The following is a 20642-nucleotide window of genomic DNA, read 5'->3' on the forward strand; positions in this document are numbered from 1 at the left end:
GAGAAGCCCGCTTCCAAGCCCGCAGGTTCAGGCGCCAAGCCCGGCGGTCCCCGCCCGGGCAACAACCCCTACGCACCGAGCCAGGGCATGGGCGCCGAGCGCCAGGCCCCGCGTCCCGGCGGAACCGGCGGCCCGCGCCCCGGTCCCAAGCCAGCAGGCCCGCGTCCGGGCAACAACCCGTTCGCACCCCAGCAGGGCATGCGCAATGAGCGCGGCGGCGGACCTCGTCCCCGCGGCGGTCAGGGTGCACCCGGCGGCGCACCGCGCCCCGGCGCACCCCGCCCCGCAGGCGCAGCCGGCTCACGCCCCGGTGCTCCCGCAGCAGGCGGCGCAGCCCGCCCCGCAGCGGCACGCCCCGGTGGTCCCAAGCCCTCGATGATGCCCAGCCAGACCCCGGCACCTGCCGGTGGTCGCCCAGGCGCTCCCGCCGGTGGTCCGCCACGCGGCGGTCGCGGCGGCGGTCCTCGCCGCGGCGGCGCGGCCGGTGCCTTCGGTCGCGGCGGCTCCAAGGCCAAGGCTCGCAAGTCGAAGCGCGCAAAGCGCCAGGAGATGGAGCAGCGTCAGTCCCGCGAGATCGGCGGCGTGCGCGTCCCCAAGGGCGACGGCACCACCACCGTGCGCCTGCGCCGCGGCTCCTCGCTGGGCGACTTCGCCGAGAAGATCAATGCCGAGCCGGCAGCGATGGTCACCGTGCTGATGAAGCTCGGCGAGATGGCCACCGCCAACCAGTCCCTCGACGAAGAGACCTTCCACCTGCTGGGCGAAGAGCTGGGCTACCCGGTCCAGATCGTCTCCCCGGAGGACGAGGATCGCGAGCTGCTGAACACCTTCGACATCAACATCGAAGATGAGCTGGCAGCCGAGGGCTCCGACGAGCTCTCCGCTCGCGCCGCCGTCGTGACCGTCATGGGTCACGTCGACCACGGCAAGACCCGCCTGCTGGACTCGATCCGAAGCGCGAAGGTGACCGAAGGCGAAGCCGGCGGCATCACCCAGCACATCGGTGCCTACCAGGTCCACGTCGAGCACGAGGGCGTCGAGCGCGGCCTGACCTTCATCGATACCCCCGGTCACGAGGCGTTCACCGCCATGCGTGCTCGTGGTGCGAAGGTCACCGACATCGCGGTGCTGGTCGTGGCCGCCGACGACGGCGTCATGCCCCAGACCATCGAAGCGCTGAACCACGCGAAGGCCGCCAACGTGCCGGTCGTCGTCGCGGTCAACAAGATGGACAAGGAAGGCGCATCCCCGGACAAGGTCCGCGGTCAGCTGGCCGAATACGGTCTGGTGCCCGAGGAGTACGGCGGCGACACCATGTTCGTCAACGTCTCCGCGCTGCAGCACCTGCACATCGACGAGCTCCTCGAGGCCGTGCTGCTCACCGCAGACGCAGCCCTGGAGCTCACCGCGAACCCGAACAAGGCAGCTCGCGGTGTGGCCATCGAAGCGAACCTGGACAAGGGTCGCGGCGCCGTGGCCACTGTGCTGGTCCAGTCGGGCACCCTGCGGGTGGGCGACAACATGGTCGCCGGCACCGCCCACGGCCGTGTCCGCGCCATGTTCGACGAGCACGGCGAGACCGTCAAGGAGGCCCTGCCCTCCCGTCCGGTGCAGGTCCTGGGTCTGTCCTCGGTGCCTCGCGCCGGTGACACCTTCCTGTCCACCTCCGATGACCGCACTGCACGTCAGATCGCTGAGAAGCGTGAAGCCGTGGAGCGCAACGCACAGCTGGCCAAGCGCCGCAAGCGCATCAGCCTGGAAGACTTCGACCAGGCTGTGGCCGACGGCAAGATCGACACGCTCAACCTCATCCTCAAGGGCGACGTCTCCGGTGCCGTGGAGGCCCTGGAAGACGCACTGCTCAAGATCGATGTGGGTGCCGATGTGCAGCTGCGCGTCATCCACCGCGGCGTCGGTGCGATCACGCAGAACGACGTGAACCTGGCCACTGTGGACAACGCAGTGATCATCGGCTTCAACGTCCGTCCTGCGGAGCGCGTCAATGACCTGGCCGACCGTGAAGGCGTGGACATGCGCTTCTACTCGGTCATCTACGCCGCGATCGACGACATCGAGGCCGCCCTGAAGGGCATGCTGAAGCCCGAGTACGAAGAGGCTTCACTGGGCACCGCAGAGGTCCGCGAGGTCTTCCGCTCCTCGAAGTTCGGCAGCATCGCCGGTTCGATCGTCCGCTCCGGCATCATGCGCCGCAACGCCAAGGCGCGCCTGGTGCGCGATGGCAACGTGGTGGCCGACAACCTCACCATCGAGTCGCTCAAGCGGTTCAAGGACGACGCCACCGAGGTCCGCGAGGGCTTCGAGTGCGGCATCGGCCTCGGATCGTTCAACGACATCCGCGAAGGTGACAGCATCGAGATCTGGGAGATGCGCGTAATCCCGCGCTCCTGATCCAGCTCGCCGGTTCCACCGGTGACAGCTCCGGGGACCCTGCCACAGGCGGGGTCCCCGGAGCTGTCCGCAGACCATACCCACCTGACCCGCTCCACGCGGGGCCAGGCCAGGGACCAGATTTTTTCGAGAGGAGCGCATCATGGCAGATCCAGCACGCGCCGCACGACTGGCGCAGCGCATCAAGGTGATCGTGGCCGAGGCGCTGCGTCGCCGGGTCAAGGATGAGCGCGCAGAGCTGATCACCGTCACCGACGCCCGCGTGACCAACGATCTCCAGCACTCCACGGTGTACTACACCGTCATGGCTCCGGACGAGGAGTCCCGCGCAGGTGCCGAGGCCGTCCTGGCCGCGAACCAGGGGACGCTGCGCTACGAGCTCGGCCGGCAGCTTAACATCCGGCTGACCCCGACCCTGGAGTTCGTCGTCGACGAGATCCCCGAGTCGGCCGCACACATGGAGGACCTGCTGCGCAAGGCCCGCGAGCAGGACGAACAGGTCGCCGCCCTGCGCAAGGACGCCCAGCCCGCCTCGGAGGAGAAGCCCTACCGCTGGCAGGTCGAGGAGGAGCCCGACTCCTCCGAGAGTTCGTCCGAGGGCGGCTCCGAGACCTCCGACGACGCCGGCCGCCCCAGCGCCGCGGATCGCTGAACGCAGATAGGCCACGGCTGAACACCTATGGGGAAGAAGCAGAAGCCTGAAGAGCTGGAGGTCGGCTCCGGACTTGTCCTGGTGGACAAGCCGGCCGGCCTGACCAGCCATGACGTGGTCGGGAGGATCCGAAAGCTCGCCGGGACCCGCAAGGTGGGCCATGCCGGCACGCTGGATCCGATGGCCACCGGAGTCCTGGTGGTCGGGATCAACCGCGCCACCAGACTGCTGACCCATATCGTCGGGGTGGACAAGACCTACACCGCCACGGTGCGGCTGGGTCAGTCCACCTCCACCGACGACGCCGAGGGCGAGGTCCTGCAGACCCGGTTCGCCAATGCGGTGAGCTCGGAAGCCATCGCCGCGGAGATCGCGAAGCTCACCGGCGCGATCCAGCAGGTCCCTGCCACGGTCTCGGCGATCAAGGTGGACGGCCAGCGCGCCCACGCCCGGGCGCGGGCCGGCGAAGAGGTCGCGCTGAAGGCTCGCAGCGTCACCGTGCACCACTTCGAGATCTTCGACGTCCGCCGGATCGACGGCGGCAAGCTCGTCGACGTCGACATCGAGGTCCGCGTCTCCTCGGGCACCTATGTGCGGGCCCTGGCCCGAGATCTGGGCGAGGCGCTCGAGGTCGGCGGTCACCTCACCGCGCTGCGCCGCACCGCGGTGGGCTCCTACAGCATCCACCAGACCCTGACCCTGGACCAGCTCGGTGAGGACTTCGGCTACATCGGCCTCGCCGAAGCCGCCGAGCACCTCTTCCCGAAGCGCCAGCTCACGGCCGAGGAGACCGAGAACCTCGGCTACGGCCGACGGATCACCGCCTCCGGCACCGGGGAGGACCCGCAGCTCACCGCCGCCTTCGCCCCCGACGGCGAGCTGGTCGCGCTGCTGGTCGACGTGCCCGCCAAGAAGGGCGCCTCCGCCTCACCCGACGCCGCCCACGGTGCGGACTCCGAATCCATCGACTACCAGGCCAAGCCCGAGCTGGTCTTTGCGATCACCACCCCCACCGGGTCAGCGCCCTCCGGAGCCGCAGGATGACGGTGATGTTCCTCATAGGCACCATCGTCTGTGGGCTCTCCGTGCTGGTCTGCTGGGTGATGACCGCAGTCCGGGATCACCCCGCGGATTCCTCGATCATCTCGCTGGCCGCCATCGAGCTCTACCTCCTCGCCTACGGCATCTACGCCGGGATCCGGCAGCTCGGCGGAGCCTCGATCGTCGGTGAAGCCTGGGAGTTCTGGGGTTATATTCTCACGGCACTCCTGCTTCCGGTGGGCGTGTTCATCTGGGCCATGATCGACAAGACCCGCTGGTCCAACCTGGTGATGAGCTTCGTCGGGCTCGTCGTGTTCGTGATGGTCTACCGCTTGGAGGAGATCTGGTGGGGAAGCGCACTCTGACCCGGACGCCGCAGGGCGCCCCGAGAAACGCCTCACCCACCCCGCGCAACCGCGGGGTCGGGATGCTGATCATCACCGCCTACGGCATCTTCGCGGTCTCCTCCTTCGCCCGGGCGCTCTATCAGATCCTCACCGACTTCGACGCCTCCCCGGTGTCCTACTCGCTCAGCGCGTTCGCCGCCGGGGTCTACATCGTCGCGACCCTGGCCCTGGCCCGCATCGGCGCCCGCGCCTGGCTCATCGCGCTGATCGCCGTGCTGGTCGAGCTGACCGGAGTGCTCGGCGTCGGCCTGTGGACCTACCTGGATCCCGAGCTGTTCAACGAGGCCACCGTCTGGTCCCACTTCGGTGAGGGCTACGGGTTCATCCCGCTGCTGCTTCCGTTCGTCGGCCTCTTCTGGCTGCTGCGACACCGGCCCGGCACCGAGGCCGCACGAGGTCCCCAGGGATGAGCGATAGGCTGAGCGACGTGCAGTTCTGGAACGGTCTTGAAGAGGTCCCTCGCGGGCTCGGACCCACCGCAGTGACCATCGGCAATTTCGACGGCGTCCACCTGGGTCACCAGGAGGTCCTGACCCGTCTGGTCGCCGCCGCCCACGGGCATGCCGACGCCGGCGCGCAGGCCGTGGCGATCACCTTCGACCCGCACCCGCTGCAGGTCCACCGCCCGGACGAGTCCCCGGTGATGCTCACCGGCTCCGCGGAGAAGATCCAGCGCCTCGCCGAGACCGGCATCGACGCCCTGCTGGTGCTGCACTACAACCTCGACCTTGCCGGCCTCACCGCGGAAGAGTTCGTCAAGACCTATTTCGTGGACACGCTGAACGCCTCCGTGGTGGTCATCGGCCACGACGTGCGCTTCGGCCGCGGGAACTCCGGGAACTTCGAGACCATGGTCGAGCTGGGGCACCGCTACGGCTTCACCGTGCTCGGGGTGGATGACTTCGCGCTGAGCGGGCGCTCGGTGGCCGAGACCGAACGCCGGTGCTCCTCCACCTGGGTGCGCGAAGCCCTGGACGCCGGAGACGTCGCCGCCGCCGCCGAGGTGCTCGGACGGCCCCACGCCGTGCTCGGCGAGGTGGTCCACGGGGCCGCCCGCGGGCGCGACCTCGGGTTCCCGACCGCGAACCTGGGCAGCGACTCCGAGGGCATGATCCCCGCCGACGGCGTCTACGCCGGCTGGCTGGTCGACGCCGCCGGCACCCGCTGGCCCGCCGCGATCTCCGTGGGTTCGAATCCCACGTTCCACGGCGTCGAGCGCGTGGTCGAGTCCCACGTGATCGACCGACCCACCGAGGCGGTGGAGGACTTCGACCTCTACGGCCAGCACGTGCGGGTGGAGTTCATCGAACACCTGCGCGGCATGGTCGCCTACGAAGGCGTGGAGAAGCTCGTGGAGCAGATGTACCAGGACGTGGAGCAGACCCGCCAGGTCCTCGCCCGGCTGCCCGTCGAGTAGACGGGGTCCGGCAGTGCCCTCCCGCCCCAAACACCGGCCCGCGCAGCAGGCGCTGATCAGCGATCCGGAACGACGACGCCGCCTGGCCGCCTCCTTCGCCGATGACACCTCGCTCGAGGAGGCCTGGCGCTACGACGCCGTCCGGCCCCGCTACCCGGAGTCGGTGGTCGATCAGCTGGTGGACGCGGCTCGTGCCACCGGAGCCTCCGGATCGACGGCAGCCGCCCGCTCGGGCGGCGCCGAGACCCCGCCGGTGATCGCAGACCTCGGCGCCGGCACCGGGATCCTCTCCCGTGCGCTGCTGGCCCGGGGCGCGCAGGTCCACGCGGTCGAGCCGTCGGTGGCGATGACCGAGGTGCTGGGCGCACGCAGCGCTGAGCAGGACGCCGGGCGCACCCGGCTGCAGGTGCACCGCACCACGGCGGAGGCGACCGGACTGGCCGAGGCGAGCTGCGACGTCGTCGTCGCCGCCCAGGCCTGGCACTGGTTCGATGACGCGCTGGTCCAGGAGGAGGTGTGCCGGATCCTGCGCCCCGGGGGAGTGCTGGCGGTGGTGGCGAACTACCTGGACACCTCGGTGCCCTGGGTGCACCGGCTGACCCGGATCATGCGCGCCGGGGACGTCTACCGTCCCTGCTGGACCCCGCCGGTGAACCCGGCCCACTTCGGCGCCTGGGAGACCACGCAGCAGCGATGGGAGCGGCAGATCACCCCGGAGCAGATCCGCGAGCTCTCCACCACGCTGAGCTCCTGGCTCTCCGCCGCTGAAGCCGCCCGGGCCCGCCGTCGGGAGAATCTCGACTGGTACCTCGATGAGCACCTCGCCCTGACCCCGGGGGAGCCTGTCGCGCTGCCGTACCTCACCGTGCTGCACACCAGCGTTTCCCGTGTGCCGGGGGCTCCTGTATCGTAGAAAGGTCGCCTAGGCGACATCGTCATGCTGCAGTCCGCGGTGGCTGACACTGGTCCCTGGCCCTCACGGGCAAAGCCCGGTCCTGTTCGCGGTACAACAATGAAGGAGCTCTTCCATGGCTTTAGATCCCGTTGTCAAACAGGAGATCATCAAGGAGTACGCAACTTCCGAGGGTGACACTGGTTCACCCGAGGTTCAGGTTGCGGTTCTGACGCGTCGGATCTCCGACCTCACCGAGCACCTGAAGGTGCACAAGCACGATCACCACACCCGTCGCGGTCTGATGATCCTGGTGGGTCGCCGTCGTCGTCTGCTGAAGTACCTTGCTGCTACGGACATCGAGCGCTACCGTTCGCTGATCAAGCGTCTCGGTATCCGCCGATGAGCTTCAGCGTCAAACGCTGATCACCAAGCAACGAAACAGGCGGCTCCTTACACGGTCTTCAAGACCGTAGGAGCCGCCTGCTTTGTATGCGAGACTAGTGGGTGGCGTACCCGCCAGTGAGAGGGATCGAACTCATATGTTCCGGTCCTCGGTAGTAGCCTCCGGGAGGCACGACACGTGCCAGGCCCGTGGGCTTCGATCGATGACCGACCATATGTACGCAGATCCTTTCCTCTCACTGGCCCGCCAGTAATGCACGCAACTGAGAGGAGACACCTGTAATGCAGGGTCCCGAGATTCACTACACCGAAGCCGTGATCGACAACGGATCATTCGGTATACGCACCATCTCCTTCGAGACCGGCCGCCTCGCCAAGCAGGCCGCCGGTTCCGTCCTAGTCACCATGGACGACGACACCACGCTGCTCTCGGCCACCACGGTGGGCAAGTCCCCCCGTGAGGGCTTCGACTTCTTCCCGCTGACGGTCGACGTCGAAGAGCGCATGTACGCCGCAGGTCGCATCCCCGGCAGCTTCTTCCGTCGCGAGGGTCGCCCCTCCACCGATGCGATCCTGGCCTGCCGCCTGATCGACCGCCCGCTGCGCCCCGCGTTCAAGAAGGGCATCCGCAACGAGGTTCAGGTCGTCGAGACCGTCCTGTCGATCAACCCGGATGACCTCTACGACGTGGTCGCCATCAACGGCGCCTCGATGTCCACCCAGCTCTCCGGTCTGCCGTTCTCCGGCCCGATCGGTGCAGTCCGCGTGGCACTCATCGACAACGGCTCCGGCGCCCAGTGGGTCGCCTTCCCGAAGCACTCGCAGCTCAAGGACGCCGTGTTCAACATGGTCGTCGCCGGGCGCGTCGTGGGCGATGACATCGCCGTGCTGATGGTCGAGGCCGAGGCCACCGATGACTCCTGGAAGCTCATCAAGGAGCAGGGCCGCACCGCCCCGACCGAGGACATCGTGTCCGAGGGCCTGGAGGCTGCCAAGCCGTTCATCAAGGTCCTCTGCGACGCACAGGCAGACCTGGCAGCTCGCGCCGCCAAGCCCGCCATCGACATCCCGACCTTCGTGGACTACGAGGACGACGTGCTGGCAGCGGTGGAGTCCTCCGCGTCAGAGCGTCTGAGCGCGGTCTACCAGATCGCCGACAAGCAGGAGCGCGACGCTGCTGACGCCGAGCTCAAGGCCGAGGTCCGCGAGGATCTCGCCGGCGAGGGCAAGCAGTTCGAGGGTCGCGGCGGCGAGGTCGCCAAGGCCTTCGGCGCAGTGACCAAGCAGGTCATCCGCCAGCGGATCCTGCGCGACCAGGTCCGCATCGACGGCCGCGGTCTGACGGACATCCGCCAGCTCACCGCCGAGGTCGAGGTCCTTCCCCGCGTGCACGGCTCGGCCATCTTCGAGCGCGGCGAGACCCAGATCATGGGTGTCACCACGCTGAACATGCTCAAGCTCGAGCAGAACATCGACTCGCTGTCGCCGGTGAAGACCAAGCGCTACATGCACAACTACAACTTCCCGCCGTACTCAGTCGGTGAGACCGGCCGTGTGGGTTCGCCCAAGCGCCGCGAAATCGGACATGGTGCTCTTGCTGAGCGCGCCATCACCCCGGTGCTGCCGTCCCGCGAGGAGTTCCCGTACGCGATCCGCCAGGTCTCTGAGGCACTGGGCTCCAACGGCTCCACCTCGATGGGTTCGGTCTGCGCCTCGACGCTGTCCATGCTCAACGCCGGTGTGCCGCTGAAGGCTCCGGTCGCAGGCATCGCCATGGGCCTGGTCTCCGACCAGGTCGACGGTGAGACCCGCTACGCCGCCCTGACCGACATCCTCGGCGCCGAAGATGCTTTCGGCGACATGGACTTCAAGGTCGCCGGCACCTCCGAGTTCGTCACAGCCATCCAGCTGGACACCAAGCTCGACGGCATCCCGGCTTCGGTGCTCTCCGCAGCGCTGAAGCAGGCCCGCGAGGCTCGGCTGCACATCCTGAGCGTCATGGCTGCTGCCATCGACACCCCGGATGAGATGTCCGAGTTCGCGCCGCGCATCATCTCGGTGATGGTCCCCGTGGACAAGATCGGCGAGGTCATCGGCCCGAAGGGCAAGATGATCAACCAGATCCAGGAGGACACCGGCACCGACATCTCGATCGAGGATGACGGCACCGTGCTGATCGGCGCGACCAACGGCGAAGCTGCTGAGGCAGCCCGCGCCGCGGTCAACGCGATCGCCAACCCGCAGGTCCCTGAGATCGGCGAGCGGTACCTGGGCACCGTGGTCAAGCTGACCACGTTCGGCGCGTTCATCTCGCTGACCCCGGGCAAGGATGGCCTGCTGCACATCTCCGAGCTGCGCAAGCTCAACGAGGGCAAGCGCGTGGACGACGTCGAAGACGTCGTCAGCGTCGGCCAGCGCATCCAGGTCGAGATCTCCAAGGTCGATGACCGCGGAAAGCTCAGCCTGGCACCCGTCGTCGAAGGTGACGGCTCTTCGGAGTCGGACAACGCCGACGCGTGATCAGCTTCTAGCTCGATAAGGCTCTAGCCGAGAGGCTGAGCCGCGAGGACGGCCGGTGAGGTTCCCCTGAGGGGCCTCACCGGCCGTTTTTGTGCGCGCGGGTGGCCTGCGGAGGCCGCGAGGCAGGTGGTCCCGCACCGAAAGGGCGATTGGTGGCGGTATGGCGCACCTGGACGGGTCGCTGAGCGCCGCAAAGTGCCCAGGGGATGGTGAATCGAGGGTGGAGGCCCGCGTCTGAAGCGTGGCGGGGTGGGCGCCATGGATCATGTGATGGGTTGGCTGTTCCTCGGCTTCTGGGTGGTGCTCGGCGTGGCGATCGTGGTCCGTCTGGTGCTGGCCCTCCGACGACGACGCCGCGGCTCCCCGCTGCGAGATTCCGTGCTGCGCCCGGTGCTGGCCGCGGGCACCGCCGGCGTCCTACCGACACTGGACACCCGCACCACCGAGCATCTCGAGCACGCTCATGGGGGAGCGGGACACACTGTCGGGACCTCACTCGTGGAGGACTGGCCGAGGGATGCCGCCGACGCGGACGAGCCCGGAGAGCTCGGCGACCCCGGCGAGGCGGGCGACCCAGGCGAGCCCGGCGGGGTGCGAACCGCGGAAGCCCGAATCGTCCGAGTCCAGCGACCGACCGGAGGATCAGTCCCGGGATCAGTCCCCGGAGTAGTCCCGCGCGTTGCTGACGCCCAGCGCGTTCGCCACGGCGGCGAGGATGATCAGCAGCGCGGCGACCAGCGGCACCAGCGCCGCGATCTGCGTCCCGTAGCCCTCGGCCAGGTACCCGGTGATCGCTGAGGACGAGGACTGCCCGATCACGATCGCCGTGGTCAGCAGCGACATCACCGTGGTGGATCGACCGCGCGGACTGCGCTCGGCCACCAGGCTGAACTGGGTGACCAGGGTCGGGCCGATGCCCACGCCCATCACCAGCAGCACCAGCAGCAGGATCGGCAGCGCCGAGGCGAACTGCAGCCCGATGGTGCCCAGCAGCAGCACGCCGCCGAAGCTCAGCCAGCGCGCCTCCAGACTGAAGCTCGCCGGGAACAGGGCGGCGGCGAGGGCGAAGACCGCGGAGCCGATGCCCATGGCGCCATAGACCAGTCCGGCGCGTTCGGCGTAGCCGAGGTCGGCCATGAAAGAGGTCAGCGTGGTCAGCGTGGACCCGAAGATCAGCCCGATGCCCAGCGCTCCGGCCATGAGCACCAGCAGCCGTGGGGCGAACAGTGACCGCACCGGGGCGGGCTCCACGTCCGTGGCGGCGTTCTTGGGCACCACGTCCGCGGTGCGGTGCAGCGCGAAGGTGATCAGGAAGCACAGGGTCAGGATCGCCGCGCCGATCATCGGCGCCGCGCCGCCGAGTGTGGCGGCGAGCAGCCCCACGATGACCGGGCCGAACACGAAGGTGATCTCATCGGCCGCGGACTCATACGCCATCGTGGAGTTCATGGTCTTCTGCTGCCGGGCCGGGGGCAGCTCGCGGAAGATCACGCCCACCAGCCGGCTGCGGGACATCGGTGGGACCTGCGGGGCGGTGGCTCCGACGAAGAAGGCCGAGGTCAGCACGGCCCACGTGCCGAGGGGACTGTAGACCACCCAGGCCATCGCGAGCAGCGAGAGGCTGCTGGCGGAGCCGGCGATCAGCAGCACCCGGCGCTGGCCCCAGCGGTCCGCGGCGGCGCCGATGAGCGGTCCGAAGATCGCGGTGCCCAGTCCGACCATGGCCGAGGTCAGTCCGCCCAGGCTGATCGAGTCGCGAGCGGCCACCACCAGGGTGAGCACCCCGACCACCATCATCGCGTAGGGGAAACGGGCCAGCAGGGCCACCGGGAAGTAGGCGGGTCCGACGGCGCCGCGCAGGGTCACCTGCGACTCCGCGCCGGGGAAGCGCGGCCTGGTTTCAACGGCCGGTGCGGCGCTTGGGGCCGCGCCGGGCTCGGTTCCAGGCGCGGTGCGAGGCTCGTTCCCGGGGTGGGACCCAGGCGCAGTCTCGGGTTCTGCGGCGGGCGGCTGGGCGTCGTCGTACTTCTTCGCGGGCATGCTGGGGGATCCTCCGGTGTCGGCTCTGGCGTGATCAGTGCCGCCTTGGCCTCGCCGCGGCGCCGTGGGCTTCTGCGGGGGTCAGGTAGATACACACAAGTGCTGCTCATCTCCGCGCGCAGGCCGCCGCTGAGACGGACCAGGAGGAGGGCAGGTCTCCAGCGTACCGGTCGATGTTTCGGTCACGTGAAGTTCATCTCTCAGGTCACACTCGTGTGGCCTCGTCGCACTCCCTGCGAGGTCAGGTCCCGTGGAGCGGACGTGACTTACATGCCCTCGGGTACCCGCTGATAAGGCGCTCGCCATCGAGGCCGGCCTGACACCATCCGCTGCTCCCAGGAAGCTCACAGCATTCGTCAACCTGGCGGCTACACTCGGGCCCTAGCGTCGAAGTGTCAGCTAGACATCAATGGCTCCCGACCTTCGGGAGTTTTGGAAGGTGAGTGACTGAATATGGTCAACAACAGCTTTGACTTCGATGGCCTTGAGGCCGCAGACGTCTATGACTCCGAGGGTGCCAAGGTCGGTTCAGTCGGCCAGGTCTACGTCAACGAGCAAACCCGGGCGCCGGAGTTCGTGACGGTGAACCTCGGTCTTTTCGGCACCAAGGAGACCTTCATCCCCTTCAGCGCGACCAACTACTCCAACGGAAGTCTGAGGGTGCCGTTCCCGAAGAGCTACCTCAAAGATGCTCCCAACATCGACGACGACGGACACCTCAGCCCCGAGGAGGAGCGGAGCATCAGGGATTACTACAGCACTGATCGCGGCACGGGTCGCCACGGTGTGCAGGCCGACGGCCCCGGTGCGGGCGGCGATGTCCCTCGCAGTGACGCCGCAGGTCGGGATGCCAAACTCGATACCGAGAACGCCGACAACATGATCGCACATGAGGAACGGCTCAAGGTCGGCACAGAAGAGCGCGAAGCGGGCCAGGTCCGACTGCACAAGCGGGTCCGTACCGAGCACCAGAACGTGGAGGTTCCCGTCCAGCGCGAGGAGCTCGTCGTCGAGCGGGAGAAGGTGGACCCGAACTCAGCCGATGCCCGCTCGGCCGGCACCATCAACGAGGACGGCCGGGAAGAGGAGACTGTGACGCTTCGGGAGGAGCGCCCCGTCGTCGAGAAGGAGACTGTGGCCACCGAGAAGGTCAATGTCGGCAAACGCACTGTGCAGGACACAGAAACCGTCTCCGGCGAAGTTCGCAAGGAAGAGATCGACGTCGAAGAAGACGGCCAGCCCGGCGCGAAGCGCTGAATAACTCTGCCGTAGGTTGAGCGGCTGCGCGCCGAGGGACCGGTTCTGCGAGAGGAGAGCCGGTCCCTCGGTCGTGCCTGGCGACCGAACCCAGCCCTCTCGCTTGTTCAGAGCGGAACTTGGTGGTGCAGCTGGCATCATAGAGACGAATCAGTGCGAGCAGCAGGGGGAGATTGATGAGAGAAGCCGATCCGGAGACACAGCGCAAGATCGTGAACCGCCTCAAGCGGGCTCGTGGGCAGCTGGACTCGGTGATCAACGCCGTGGAGAACGGCGGAAGCTGCCGCGATGTGGTCACCCAGCTCGCCGCGGTGTCCACCGCCCTGGACCGCGCCGGATTCAGCGTGGTCTCCTCGGCGATGCAGTTCTGCATCACCGACCCCGAAGCGGCCGCCGAGACCGAGGACGGACTGACCGTGGAGGAGCTTGAGAAGCTCTTCCTCTCGCTCTCCTGAACAGGGCCGCGTCCGTGACGCCGCAGACCTGAGAGGACAGGCATGACGCTGCTGATCATGGGATCGGTGAACCGCGACATCACCGCGCAGCTGCCCGAGTTCCCGCAGCCCGGTCAGACGCTGCTGGCCACTTCGTCGGAGACCGCCACAGGTGGCAAGAGCGCGAACCAGGCCGTGGCCGCCGCGCTGGTCGGTGCCGAGACACACCTGATCGCCCGCTGCGGGTCCGACGCCGCCGGAGCTGACGCCGTCTCCTCGCTGCGCGAGACTGGGGTCCACGTCGACGCGGTCACCCCGGGCCGCGGCGCCCAGGGGATGGCCTTCATCACGGTGCGCGCCGACGGGGAGAACACCATCGTGGTGGTCCCCGGCGCCAACGCGGAGCTGAAGGCCCAAGACTGCCCGCAGGAGCTGCTGGAACGGGCCGACTGGATCCTGTTCAGCCTGGAGGTCCCGTTGGAGACCGTCCTGCAGGCCGCCGCACGGGCCCGCGCCGTGGGCGCCAAGGTGGCGCTGAACGCCTCGCCGCTCAGCAGTGAGCCGGTGGACCTGAGCGACGTCGACCTGGTGATCGTCAACGAGGGCGAAGCCGCCCAGCTGCTGACCTATGCCGGCACCGCCACGGATAGTGCTGACCGGGACGCTCGAGTGGGAACGCCGCCACCAGGAGACCTCGCCGCGTCGCTGGGCCTGCAGACCCTGATCGTCACCCGCGGGGCCGACGGAGCAAGCCTCCACGAAGCGGGCCAGGACCCGGTGCATGTCCCCAGCGTGACGGTGGACGCGGTGGACACCAGCGGGGCCGGTGATGCTTTCGCGGGTGCTCTGCTCGGACGCCTGACCCGCGGGGACAGCCTGGAGCGGGCGGCGGCCATTGCGTCCAGGTTCGCCGCCTCCGCGACCACCCGGTTCGGCGCCCAGGCCTCCTACCCGCGGGACTTCCCGCTCGGTGGCCCCTCGGACGTCACAGACGCGACAGGTCCGTGACCGCGGGCCCTTCCAGCAGCTCCCCATCTGCGGCGAAGCGTGAGCCGTGCAGCGGGCAGTCCCAGGACAGGGCCGCGTCGTTCCACTTCAGCACCCCACCCAGATGGGGGCAGATCGCGGAGACCTTGCACGTCTGACCGTCCACGGTGGAGACCCCGACCGGTTTGCCGCGATCGCGGCCCACCGAGCCCTCGCCCTCGGCGGGGGTCTCCTCGGGCAGCGAGCGGAGCTCGGCGCCGACCCAGCCGGCCACCAGAGTCCCGCCCACCTCGATGTTGTCCTTGATCCCGGTGAACACGTCCGCCGGTGTGACCGTCCGCTTGCTCAGCGTGTCGGCCCAGGCCATGTGCCCGCCGAGGATCTGCGCGGAGATCGCCAGCGCGGAGGCCACCGCGTTGCTCATGCCCCATTTGTTGTACCCGGTGGCCAGGTAGATCCGTCCGCCGCCGCGGGGCAGCGTGCCGAAGAACGGGACGTACTGGGCGGTCCGGTAGTCCTGGGCAGACCACACATGGGTGCGCCGGGCCCCCGGGAAATGCTCCTGCGCCCAGGCTTCGAGGTCCTCCACGGCGGCGCGCTCGGAGGCGGAGCGGCCTACGACGTGGTCGTTGCCGCCGATCAGCAGCAGCTCCTCGCCGTTGACCGGGACGGTGCGCAGGGTCCGGCCGGGGGCGTCAGCGCTGAGGTACATGCCCTTCGGGATGCTGGCCGGCGCGCCGGGCACCCGGTAGGTCATCGCGTAGGAGCGGTTGGGCTTGAGCTTGGCGAAGTAGCCGCCGCGGTCGAGCACCGGGACTCCGGTGGCGAGCATCAGCCGCGCAGCCGTCACCGGGCCCTGGGAGGTGGCGATGGTCAGCGGCGCCTCATCCACCGCGGGGTCCAGCGGGGAGCCTTCGGTGTCGTCCTCCGCAGAGGCCCGAGGCGTCGTCGATGAGGCGGCTGTCGGGCCGGAACCGGCAAAGTCGGCTGCGTCAGCAGCGGCGGCATCGTCGGAGCCGGGGGAGCCGTTGGAGGTCGCCCCGGTGACCCGCACTCCTTCGATGAGCTCCCCGCCCCGATGGCGCAGCTCGGCGGCAAGCGCGGCCAGGACCTCCATCGGGTGGAACTGGGTCTGCTTGGCCAAGGATACGGCTCCGAGAACGTCGAACGGCATGTCGGTCTGGTCGGTCCAGGTCACCGGCAGGCCCGCGGTCTGGCAGGCCTCGAACTCCTGCTGCACGGAGGAGAGACCAGATTCAGTGGTGGCGTAGGTGTAGGCGGTGCGCTGCTGATACGGCACCTTGTGTTCGTCCATGTAGCGGAGAAGCCAGGAGGCGCCCTCGTGGTTGCCGTCCACGTAGGCCTGCAGCACCTCATCGGAGTGGTGCTTGCGGACGCTGGAGAGGGTGGTGCCCTGCAGCAGCGAGAGTTTCGCGGTGGTGTTGCCGGTCGCGACGACCCCGACCGCGCGGGCCTCCAGCACCGCGACCTTGTGCCCAGCGCGGGCGAGCAACACGGCGGTCGTCAGACCGGTCAGCCCGGCACCGGCGACGACCGTGTCATAGTGCGCGCCCTCGGTGAAGGAATCGGTGGGGATGGACTCCGGGGAGTAGGTGTCCAGCCAGACCGAGCGATGGGTGGTGGAGGGCTCATGGGCAGTATGCGGGCTCTGCGAGTTCACAGGTGGTCCTTCCAGAGGGTGCTGCCGGTGGCCAGGAGCGCAGTCCCAGCGATGGTCCTCATCCTGGTCGGTGGAGCTGGGAGTATCCAGCATTCACGCCCCTGCACACCCTTTCCGGCACCCGCAGTGCCAGTTTCAGCGCCTGACTCAGCCGCGCATGCCCAGCGCGAAGGGCAGCACCTCTGCCGCCCCCGCCGAGCGCAGCTCCCGCGCCGCCACGGTGAGCGTCCAGCGCGAGACGACCTCGTCATCCACGAGCAGCACCGAGGCGCCGTTGATCTGCTCGGCGAGCTCTCGGGGCACCGCGAACTTCCTCAGCAGTCCTGCCAGCCGGAAGGCGCTGTTGGTGTCGGGGGTGCTGGTCGGGCCGCCGTCGACCCATTCCAGGGACCCGGCATAGGGCAGCCGTCCGACCTCCGCCAGCGCCCGGGCGATGGAGTCCACCAGCACCGGATGTGTCCGGGAGGGCATCGAGACGACGACGTCGGGTCGCCGGGCCCATCCCCATTCGGCCAGCACCCGGATCGCTCCGCGCACGAGCTGCTCGGAGACCTCGGCGTCCTGTCCCTGGAGCGCCTCGCGGACCGGGGTGCCCCAGCCCAGATCACTCAACCGGGCGAGAGCGCGACCGGGCTGAGCCTGCGCCTCGGCCGGAAGCTTGCCCTTGAGATCGATGCCCAGCGCGTTGAGCCCGGTGGGCCACTGCTTGCGCGGCGCGATCTCCAGACCGACCCGGTCGAGGCTGTCCTTGGCCTCGGCCAGCGCCGACTGGGAGACGTCGTGCGGGAACCAGGTGTCTGCGCAGGTGTCACAACGGCCGCAGGGCTGGGCTTCCTCGTCGTCGAGCGCATGGGCCAGGAAGACCATCCGGCAGACCCCGGCGGGGAGCCGCTCATAGTCGAGCATGAGCTGCTGCTCGGCCCGGCGCATCGCCAGGATGGTGTCGTAGCGCTCAGCGTCGTAGGTCCAGGGGCGTCCGGTGGAGAGCCAGCCGCCGGAGACCCGACGGACGCTGCCGTCGACCTCCAGGACCTTGAGCAGCAGCTCCAGCGGCGAGCGGCGGATCTCCACCATGGCCTCGAGCTTGGCCACTGAGAGCGTGGTCTCGGGGGAGAGGGCGCCGAGCACGGCGTCGGCGCGTTCCTGGGTGGGCATGGACGCCTGGGCGAAGTACTCCCAGATGCGGATGTCCTCCTTGCCGGGCATCAGGAGGACATCGGCGCTGTCCACCGCGCGTCCGGCACGGCCGATCTGCTGGTAGTAGGAGACCGGGGAGGAGGGCGCGCCGAGGTGGACCACGAAGCCGAGGTCGGGCTTGTCGAAGCCCATGCCCAGTGCGCTGGTCGCGATCAGCGCCTTGACGGTGTTGTCCTTGAGTGCCTGTTCGAGCTGCTGGCGCTCATCCGGGTCGGTCTGTCCGGTGTAGGCGGCGACCTTATAGCCGTGGGCGTTCAGGTGCGCGGCGAGGTCCGTGGCCTGGGAGATGGTCAGCGCGTAGACGATCCCGCTGCCGGTGAGGTCTTGCAGGTGCTGGGTCAGCCAGGCGATGCGCTGCTCGGAGTCGGGCAGCGAGAGGACGCCCAGGCGCAGGGATTCGCGGCTGAGCGTGCCGCGCAGCACCATGACCTCCTTGTCCGCCTGCTGGGCTCCGGCAGATTCCCCGGTGGATCGTTCGGCGGGTTCCCCGGCGGGGGTCAGCTGCGCGGCGATGTCGTCGACCACCCGAGAGTTCGCGGTGGCGGTGGTGGCCAGCACCGGGACCTCGGCAGGGAGGTTGCGCACGATCTCGCCGATGCGCCGGTAGTCGGGCCGGAAGTCGTGGCCCCAGTCGGAGATGCAGTGGGCCTCATCGACGACCAGCATGCCCATGCGCTGCAGCAGGCCGGGGAGCACCTCGTCGCGGAAGCGCGGGTTGGCGAGGCGTTCGGGGGAGATCAGGAGCACGTCGAGCTCGTCGTTGCGCAGGGATTCCATGATGGAGTCCCATTCGTGGGCGTTGGCGGAGCTGACCGCCTGGGCGCGCACCCCGGCGCGGGTGGCGGCGGCGATCTGGTCACGCATCAGCGCGATCAGCGGGGACACGATCAGGCTGACCCCGCGTCCGCGGCTGCGCAGCAGGTGAGCGGCGAGGAAGTAGACCGCAGACTTGCCCCAACCGGTCTTCTGCACCACCAGGACCCGGCGTCGTTGTTGGACCAGCGCGGAGATCGCCTCGAACTGGCCCTCGCGGAAGTCCACCTCGGCTCCGGCCAGCGCGGCCAGGCGCTCGCGGGCCTCGGTGTAGAAGGCCGGATCGTGCTCGGCGGCGGAGGAGTCAGGGCTGGCGGTGTTCGTGCTGGAGATGCTCACGGGACCACTCTGTCACAGCGCTAGGACACGGGCGCCAGCGCCTGGTGACACGGACTCGAGCACCTGGTGACACGGCTGCGGGTGGCTCCGGGACACCGGCGCGAAGCCCCACGACAGGGCGCCAAGGACGTGTGGTCAGCTCATCGCCGGGTCATCGTCTGCGGCAGCATCCTCCACTCGCAGCGCCCGGGTGAACTCGACCCAGCGGCGCAGGAACGCGGGCTCGTCCATCCGCCGTCGTCGCATCCAGGAGGTGACCTCGTCGTTGGACTTGCTCGCGTTGCACGAGGCGCAGGCCGGCACGACGTTCTCGATCGTGTAGCGGCCGCCGCGCGAGATGGGGGAGACGCAGTCCTTCTGCAGCGGAGCCCCCTCGGCCCCGCAGTAGGCGCAGCAGGCCCACGCCTGAAGAATGCGAAACCACTGGTCGTTCGTCAGGTCGCTTCCCGAGGCGGCGACGCGCTTGGTCCGCCGTCGGGCCGCGCGGGCGCGACGAGTGTTCTTCACCGGCATGGCCCGAGATTAGCACCGCGGCCACCCGGAGAAACTCCCAGACAGCGGGCAGTGAGGCCTGGTAGCGTTCCGGCTAAGCTGCCGCGTCAGGTCTATCAGGAGGCATTATGCCGATCTTCGAGTACGAGACCCACCTGCCCTTCTCCCGTGAAGACGTCTTCGACTGGTACGCCCGTCCCGGTGCGCTGGTGCGGCTGCACCCGCCCTTCGCCGGTCGGGTGATCGAGGAGCCCACCAACGGTCTGCAGGACGGGTCGGAATCGGTGCTCGGGATCAACATGCCCAGCTTCTTCGGCACCACGCTGTCCTCGCTGGCGGATATGGCCGGATCGGCCAGCTCGCTGCCGGTGCGCGGCTACACCAAGTGGCGCTCGCGGCACACGAACTTCCAGCCCGGTCACGGCTTCTCCGACGAGATGATCTCTGGACCTGCGAAGTCCTGGCGGCATGACCGCAGCTTCGAGGACGACGGCGCCGGGATGGTCCTGCGCGAAAAGGTCACCTATGAGCTGCCCCTGGTGGGCAAGCTCCCCGCCGCCGCGCAGAAGCTGGTCGCCAACCAGTTCGAGGCCGAGCTGAACCGGATTTTCGCCTTCCGCGGCCGGCAGAGCAGCGACGACCTCGCCTTCCACCAGTCCCACGGACGCCTGGCCTCGCAGCTGAACCAGGATCCCCACCACGTGCCCGAGGCCGCCCCGATCAAGGTTGTCGCGGTCAGCGGCGCCACCGGGCTGATCGGACGTCAGGTCTGTGCGCTGCTCGGCGGCGCCGGAATCGAGGTCCGCCGGATGGTCCGCGGCAGCGGCGGCTCCGCCAGCGCGAAAGCCGGCGAGATCACCTGGGACCCCGAGGCCGGCACCCTGGACCCCGAGTCGCTGCGCGACGTGGACGCGGTCATCCACCTGGCCGGACACCCGCTGGCCGCCCGGTTCACCGAAGAGCATAAGAAGAAGGTGCTGGACTCCCGCGTGGAGGGCACCTCCCTGATCGCCACCACGCTGGCGCACCTGGAGGAGTCCGACAAGCGCGGCCGGGTGCTGATCAGCAGCTCCGCCATCGGCTACTACGGCGCGACGCCGGAGGACCGGTCATTGCGCAGCGCGATCCTCACCGAGGACTCACCGGCAGGCACCGACTACCTCGCCGAGGTCTGCAAGCAGTGGGAGGAGAGCACCGCACCGGCGAAGAAGGCCGGAGTCCGGGTCGGGATCGTCCGCACCGGGATCGTACAGACCCCCGCGGGTGGCGCTCTGTCCCAGCTGCTCCCGCTCTACACCGTCGGCGCCGGCGGACCGCTCGGAGACAAGGAGTGGCAGAGCTGGATCAGCATCGACGACATCGCCTCGCTCTTCGTGCACCTGGCGCTGAACCCGCACGCGGAAGGCCCGGTCAACGGCGTGGGACCGGAACCGGTGACCGCGAAGCAGTATTCGAAGACCCTCGCCGCGGTCATGCGCCGCCCCTCAGCCATCCCGGTGCCGGCCTTCGGCCCGAAGCTGGTGCTCGGCGAGCAGGGTGCCAGGGAGATCGTCGGCGCGGATCAGCAGGTCACCTCGGTGAAGGCCCAGTCCCTGGGCTACGCGTTCCGCCACCACACCCTGCAGGAGGCGCTCGAGCACGTGTTGGGCAGCTGATCCG

17 protein-coding genes are annotated in these 20642 nt (G+C 68.8%); 13 read left to right on the top strand and 4 right to left on the bottom strand.

Annotated features, from left to right (window positions below; all coding sequences use genetic code 11):
* The 9 genes from infB to ACHAA4_RS14290 form a co-directional block, all read left to right on the top strand.
* A partial coding sequence (gene infB, locus ACHAA4_RS14250; protein ID WP_435774844.1) for a translation initiation factor IF-2 occupies positions 1 to 2409 on the top strand: 2409 nt, incomplete at its 5' end.
* Positions 2410 to 2551: 142 nt separating this feature from the next.
* A complete protein-coding gene (gene rbfA, locus ACHAA4_RS14255) occupies positions 2552 to 3061 on the top strand; it encodes a 30S ribosome-binding factor RbfA (protein ID WP_435774845.1) in 510 nt (169 codons plus the stop codon).
* Between the two features lie 27 nt (positions 3062 to 3088).
* Complete coding sequence (truB, locus tag ACHAA4_RS14260) at positions 3089 to 4105, top strand: tRNA pseudouridine(55) synthase TruB (protein ID WP_435774846.1); 1017 nt, start codon at positions 3089 to 3091, stop codon at positions 4103 to 4105.
* A 5-nt stretch (positions 4106 to 4110) separates the two neighbouring features.
* Complete coding sequence (locus tag ACHAA4_RS14265) at positions 4111 to 4467, top strand: hypothetical protein (RefSeq protein ID WP_435774908.1); 357 nt, start codon at positions 4111 to 4113, stop codon at positions 4465 to 4467.
* Positions 4449 to 4919, top strand: coding sequence for a hypothetical protein (locus tag ACHAA4_RS14270; protein WP_435774847.1), 471 nt, complete (start codon positions 4449 to 4451; stop codon positions 4917 to 4919). The genes ACHAA4_RS14265 and ACHAA4_RS14270 overlap by 19 nt, the downstream gene beginning before the upstream one ends.
* Positions 4916 to 5926: a bifunctional riboflavin kinase/FAD synthetase gene (locus ACHAA4_RS14275; RefSeq protein ID WP_435774848.1), complete on the top strand. Its 1011-nt coding sequence runs from the start codon at positions 4916 to 4918 to the stop codon at positions 5924 to 5926. Before ACHAA4_RS14270 ends, ACHAA4_RS14275 begins: the two co-directional genes overlap by 4 nt.
* A gap of 13 nt (positions 5927 to 5939) precedes the next feature.
* A complete protein-coding gene (locus ACHAA4_RS14280) occupies positions 5940 to 6839 on the top strand; it encodes a class I SAM-dependent methyltransferase (protein ID WP_435774849.1) in 900 nt (299 codons plus the stop codon).
* Between the two features lie 115 nt (positions 6840 to 6954).
* On the top strand, positions 6955 to 7224 hold the full coding sequence (rpsO, locus tag ACHAA4_RS14285) for a 30S ribosomal protein S15 (protein WP_036473966.1): 270 nt from the start codon (positions 6955 to 6957) through the stop codon (positions 7222 to 7224).
* Positions 7225 to 7505: 281 nt separating this feature from the next.
* A complete protein-coding gene (locus ACHAA4_RS14290) occupies positions 7506 to 9743 on the top strand; it encodes a polyribonucleotide nucleotidyltransferase (protein ID WP_435774850.1) in 2238 nt (745 codons plus the stop codon).
* A gap of 654 nt (positions 9744 to 10397) precedes the next feature.
* Here ACHAA4_RS14290 and ACHAA4_RS14295 read toward each other — a convergent pair.
* Positions 10398 to 11783: an MFS transporter gene (locus ACHAA4_RS14295; protein ID WP_435774851.1), complete on the bottom strand. Its 1386-nt coding sequence runs from the start codon at positions 11781 to 11783 to the stop codon at positions 10398 to 10400.
* A 453-nt stretch (positions 11784 to 12236) separates the two neighbouring features.
* Between ACHAA4_RS14295 and ACHAA4_RS14300 the strand changes: the two genes are divergently transcribed.
* The 3 genes from ACHAA4_RS14300 (at position 12237) to ACHAA4_RS14310 (ending at position 14482) form a co-directional block, all read left to right on the top strand.
* A complete protein-coding gene (locus ACHAA4_RS14300; protein WP_435774852.1) occupies positions 12237 to 13040 on the top strand; it encodes a DUF2382 domain-containing protein in 804 nt (267 codons plus the stop codon).
* Positions 13041 to 13216: 176 nt separating this feature from the next.
* Positions 13217 to 13495 (top strand): metal-sensitive transcriptional regulator, encoded by a 279-nt coding sequence (locus tag ACHAA4_RS14305; RefSeq protein WP_106122932.1) that lies wholly within the window; start codon positions 13217 to 13219, stop codon positions 13493 to 13495.
* A 42-nt stretch (positions 13496 to 13537) separates the two neighbouring features.
* Positions 13538 to 14482 carry a ribokinase gene (locus tag ACHAA4_RS14310; protein ID WP_435774853.1) on the top strand — a complete coding sequence of 315 codons (945 nt, stop codon included), beginning with the start codon at positions 13538 to 13540 and terminating at the stop codon, positions 14480 to 14482.
* Here ACHAA4_RS14310 and ACHAA4_RS14315 read toward each other — a convergent pair.
* The 3 genes from ACHAA4_RS14315 to ACHAA4_RS14325 all read right to left on the bottom strand — a co-directional run bounded on the left by ACHAA4_RS14315 (position 14460) and on the right by ACHAA4_RS14325 (position 19004).
* Positions 14460 to 16142 (bottom strand): FAD-dependent oxidoreductase, encoded by a 1683-nt coding sequence (locus ACHAA4_RS14315; protein ID WP_435774854.1) that lies wholly within the window; start codon positions 16140 to 16142, stop codon positions 14460 to 14462. The two genes, ACHAA4_RS14310 and ACHAA4_RS14315, sit on opposite strands and share 23 nt — an antisense overlap.
* A gap of 147 nt (positions 16143 to 16289) precedes the next feature.
* The gene (locus tag ACHAA4_RS14320; protein ID WP_435774909.1) at positions 16290 to 18485 is read right to left on the bottom strand and encodes a RecQ family ATP-dependent DNA helicase; all 2196 of its coding nucleotides are present in this window, start codon (positions 18483 to 18485) and stop codon (positions 16290 to 16292) included.
* A gap of 141 nt (positions 18486 to 18626) precedes the next feature.
* Positions 18627 to 19004, bottom strand: coding sequence for an HNH endonuclease (locus ACHAA4_RS14325; protein ID WP_435774855.1), 378 nt, complete (start codon positions 19002 to 19004; stop codon positions 18627 to 18629).
* A 107-nt stretch (positions 19005 to 19111) separates the two neighbouring features.
* Here ACHAA4_RS14325 and ACHAA4_RS14330 point away from each other — a divergent pair, with 107 nt between their 5' ends.
* Positions 19112 to 20638 (top strand): TIGR01777 family oxidoreductase, encoded by a 1527-nt coding sequence (locus ACHAA4_RS14330; RefSeq protein WP_435774856.1) that lies wholly within the window; start codon positions 19112 to 19114, stop codon positions 20636 to 20638.
* The last annotated feature ends 4 nt before the right edge of the window (positions 20639 to 20642 follow it).

Origin of the sequence: Nesterenkonia maliinae (assembly GCF_051262655.1) — a bacterium.
GTDB lineage: Bacteria > Actinomycetota > Actinomycetes > Actinomycetales > Micrococcaceae > Nesterenkonia.

Bases quoted from the DNA above. Each gene is read 5' to 3' on its own strand.
- rbfA (WP_435774845.1), top strand. From the start codon at position 2,552: ATGGCAGATCCAGCACGCGCCGCACGACTGGCGCAGCGCATCAAGGTG.
- ACHAA4_RS14330 (WP_435774856.1), top strand. From the start codon at position 19,112: ATGCCGATCTTCGAGTACGAGACCCACCTGCCCTTCTCCCGTGAAGAC.
- ACHAA4_RS14310 (WP_435774853.1), top strand. From the start codon at position 13,538: ATGACGCTGCTGATCATGGGATCGGTGAACCGCGACATCACCGCGCAG.
- ACHAA4_RS14290 (WP_435774850.1), top strand. From the start codon at position 7,506: ATGCAGGGTCCCGAGATTCACTACACCGAAGCCGTGATCGACAACGGA.
- ACHAA4_RS14265 (WP_435774908.1), top strand. From the start codon at position 4,111: ATGTTCCTCATAGGCACCATCGTCTGTGGGCTCTCCGTGCTGGTCTGC.
- ACHAA4_RS14275 (WP_435774848.1), top strand. From the start codon at position 4,916: ATGAGCGATAGGCTGAGCGACGTGCAGTTCTGGAACGGTCTTGAAGAG.
- ACHAA4_RS14325 (WP_435774855.1), bottom strand. From the start codon at position 19,004: ATGCCGGTGAAGAACACTCGTCGCGCCCGCGCGGCCCGACGGCGGACC.
- rpsO (WP_036473966.1), top strand. From the start codon at position 6,955: ATGGCTTTAGATCCCGTTGTCAAACAGGAGATCATCAAGGAGTACGCA.
- ACHAA4_RS14300 (WP_435774852.1), top strand. From the start codon at position 12,237: ATGGTCAACAACAGCTTTGACTTCGATGGCCTTGAGGCCGCAGACGTC.
- ACHAA4_RS14305 (WP_106122932.1), top strand. From the start codon at position 13,217: ATGAGAGAAGCCGATCCGGAGACACAGCGCAAGATCGTGAACCGCCTC.
- truB (WP_435774846.1), top strand. From the start codon at position 3,089: ATGGGGAAGAAGCAGAAGCCTGAAGAGCTGGAGGTCGGCTCCGGACTT.
- ACHAA4_RS14295 (WP_435774851.1), bottom strand. From the start codon at position 11,783: ATGCCCGCGAAGAAGTACGACGACGCCCAGCCGCCCGCCGCAGAACCC.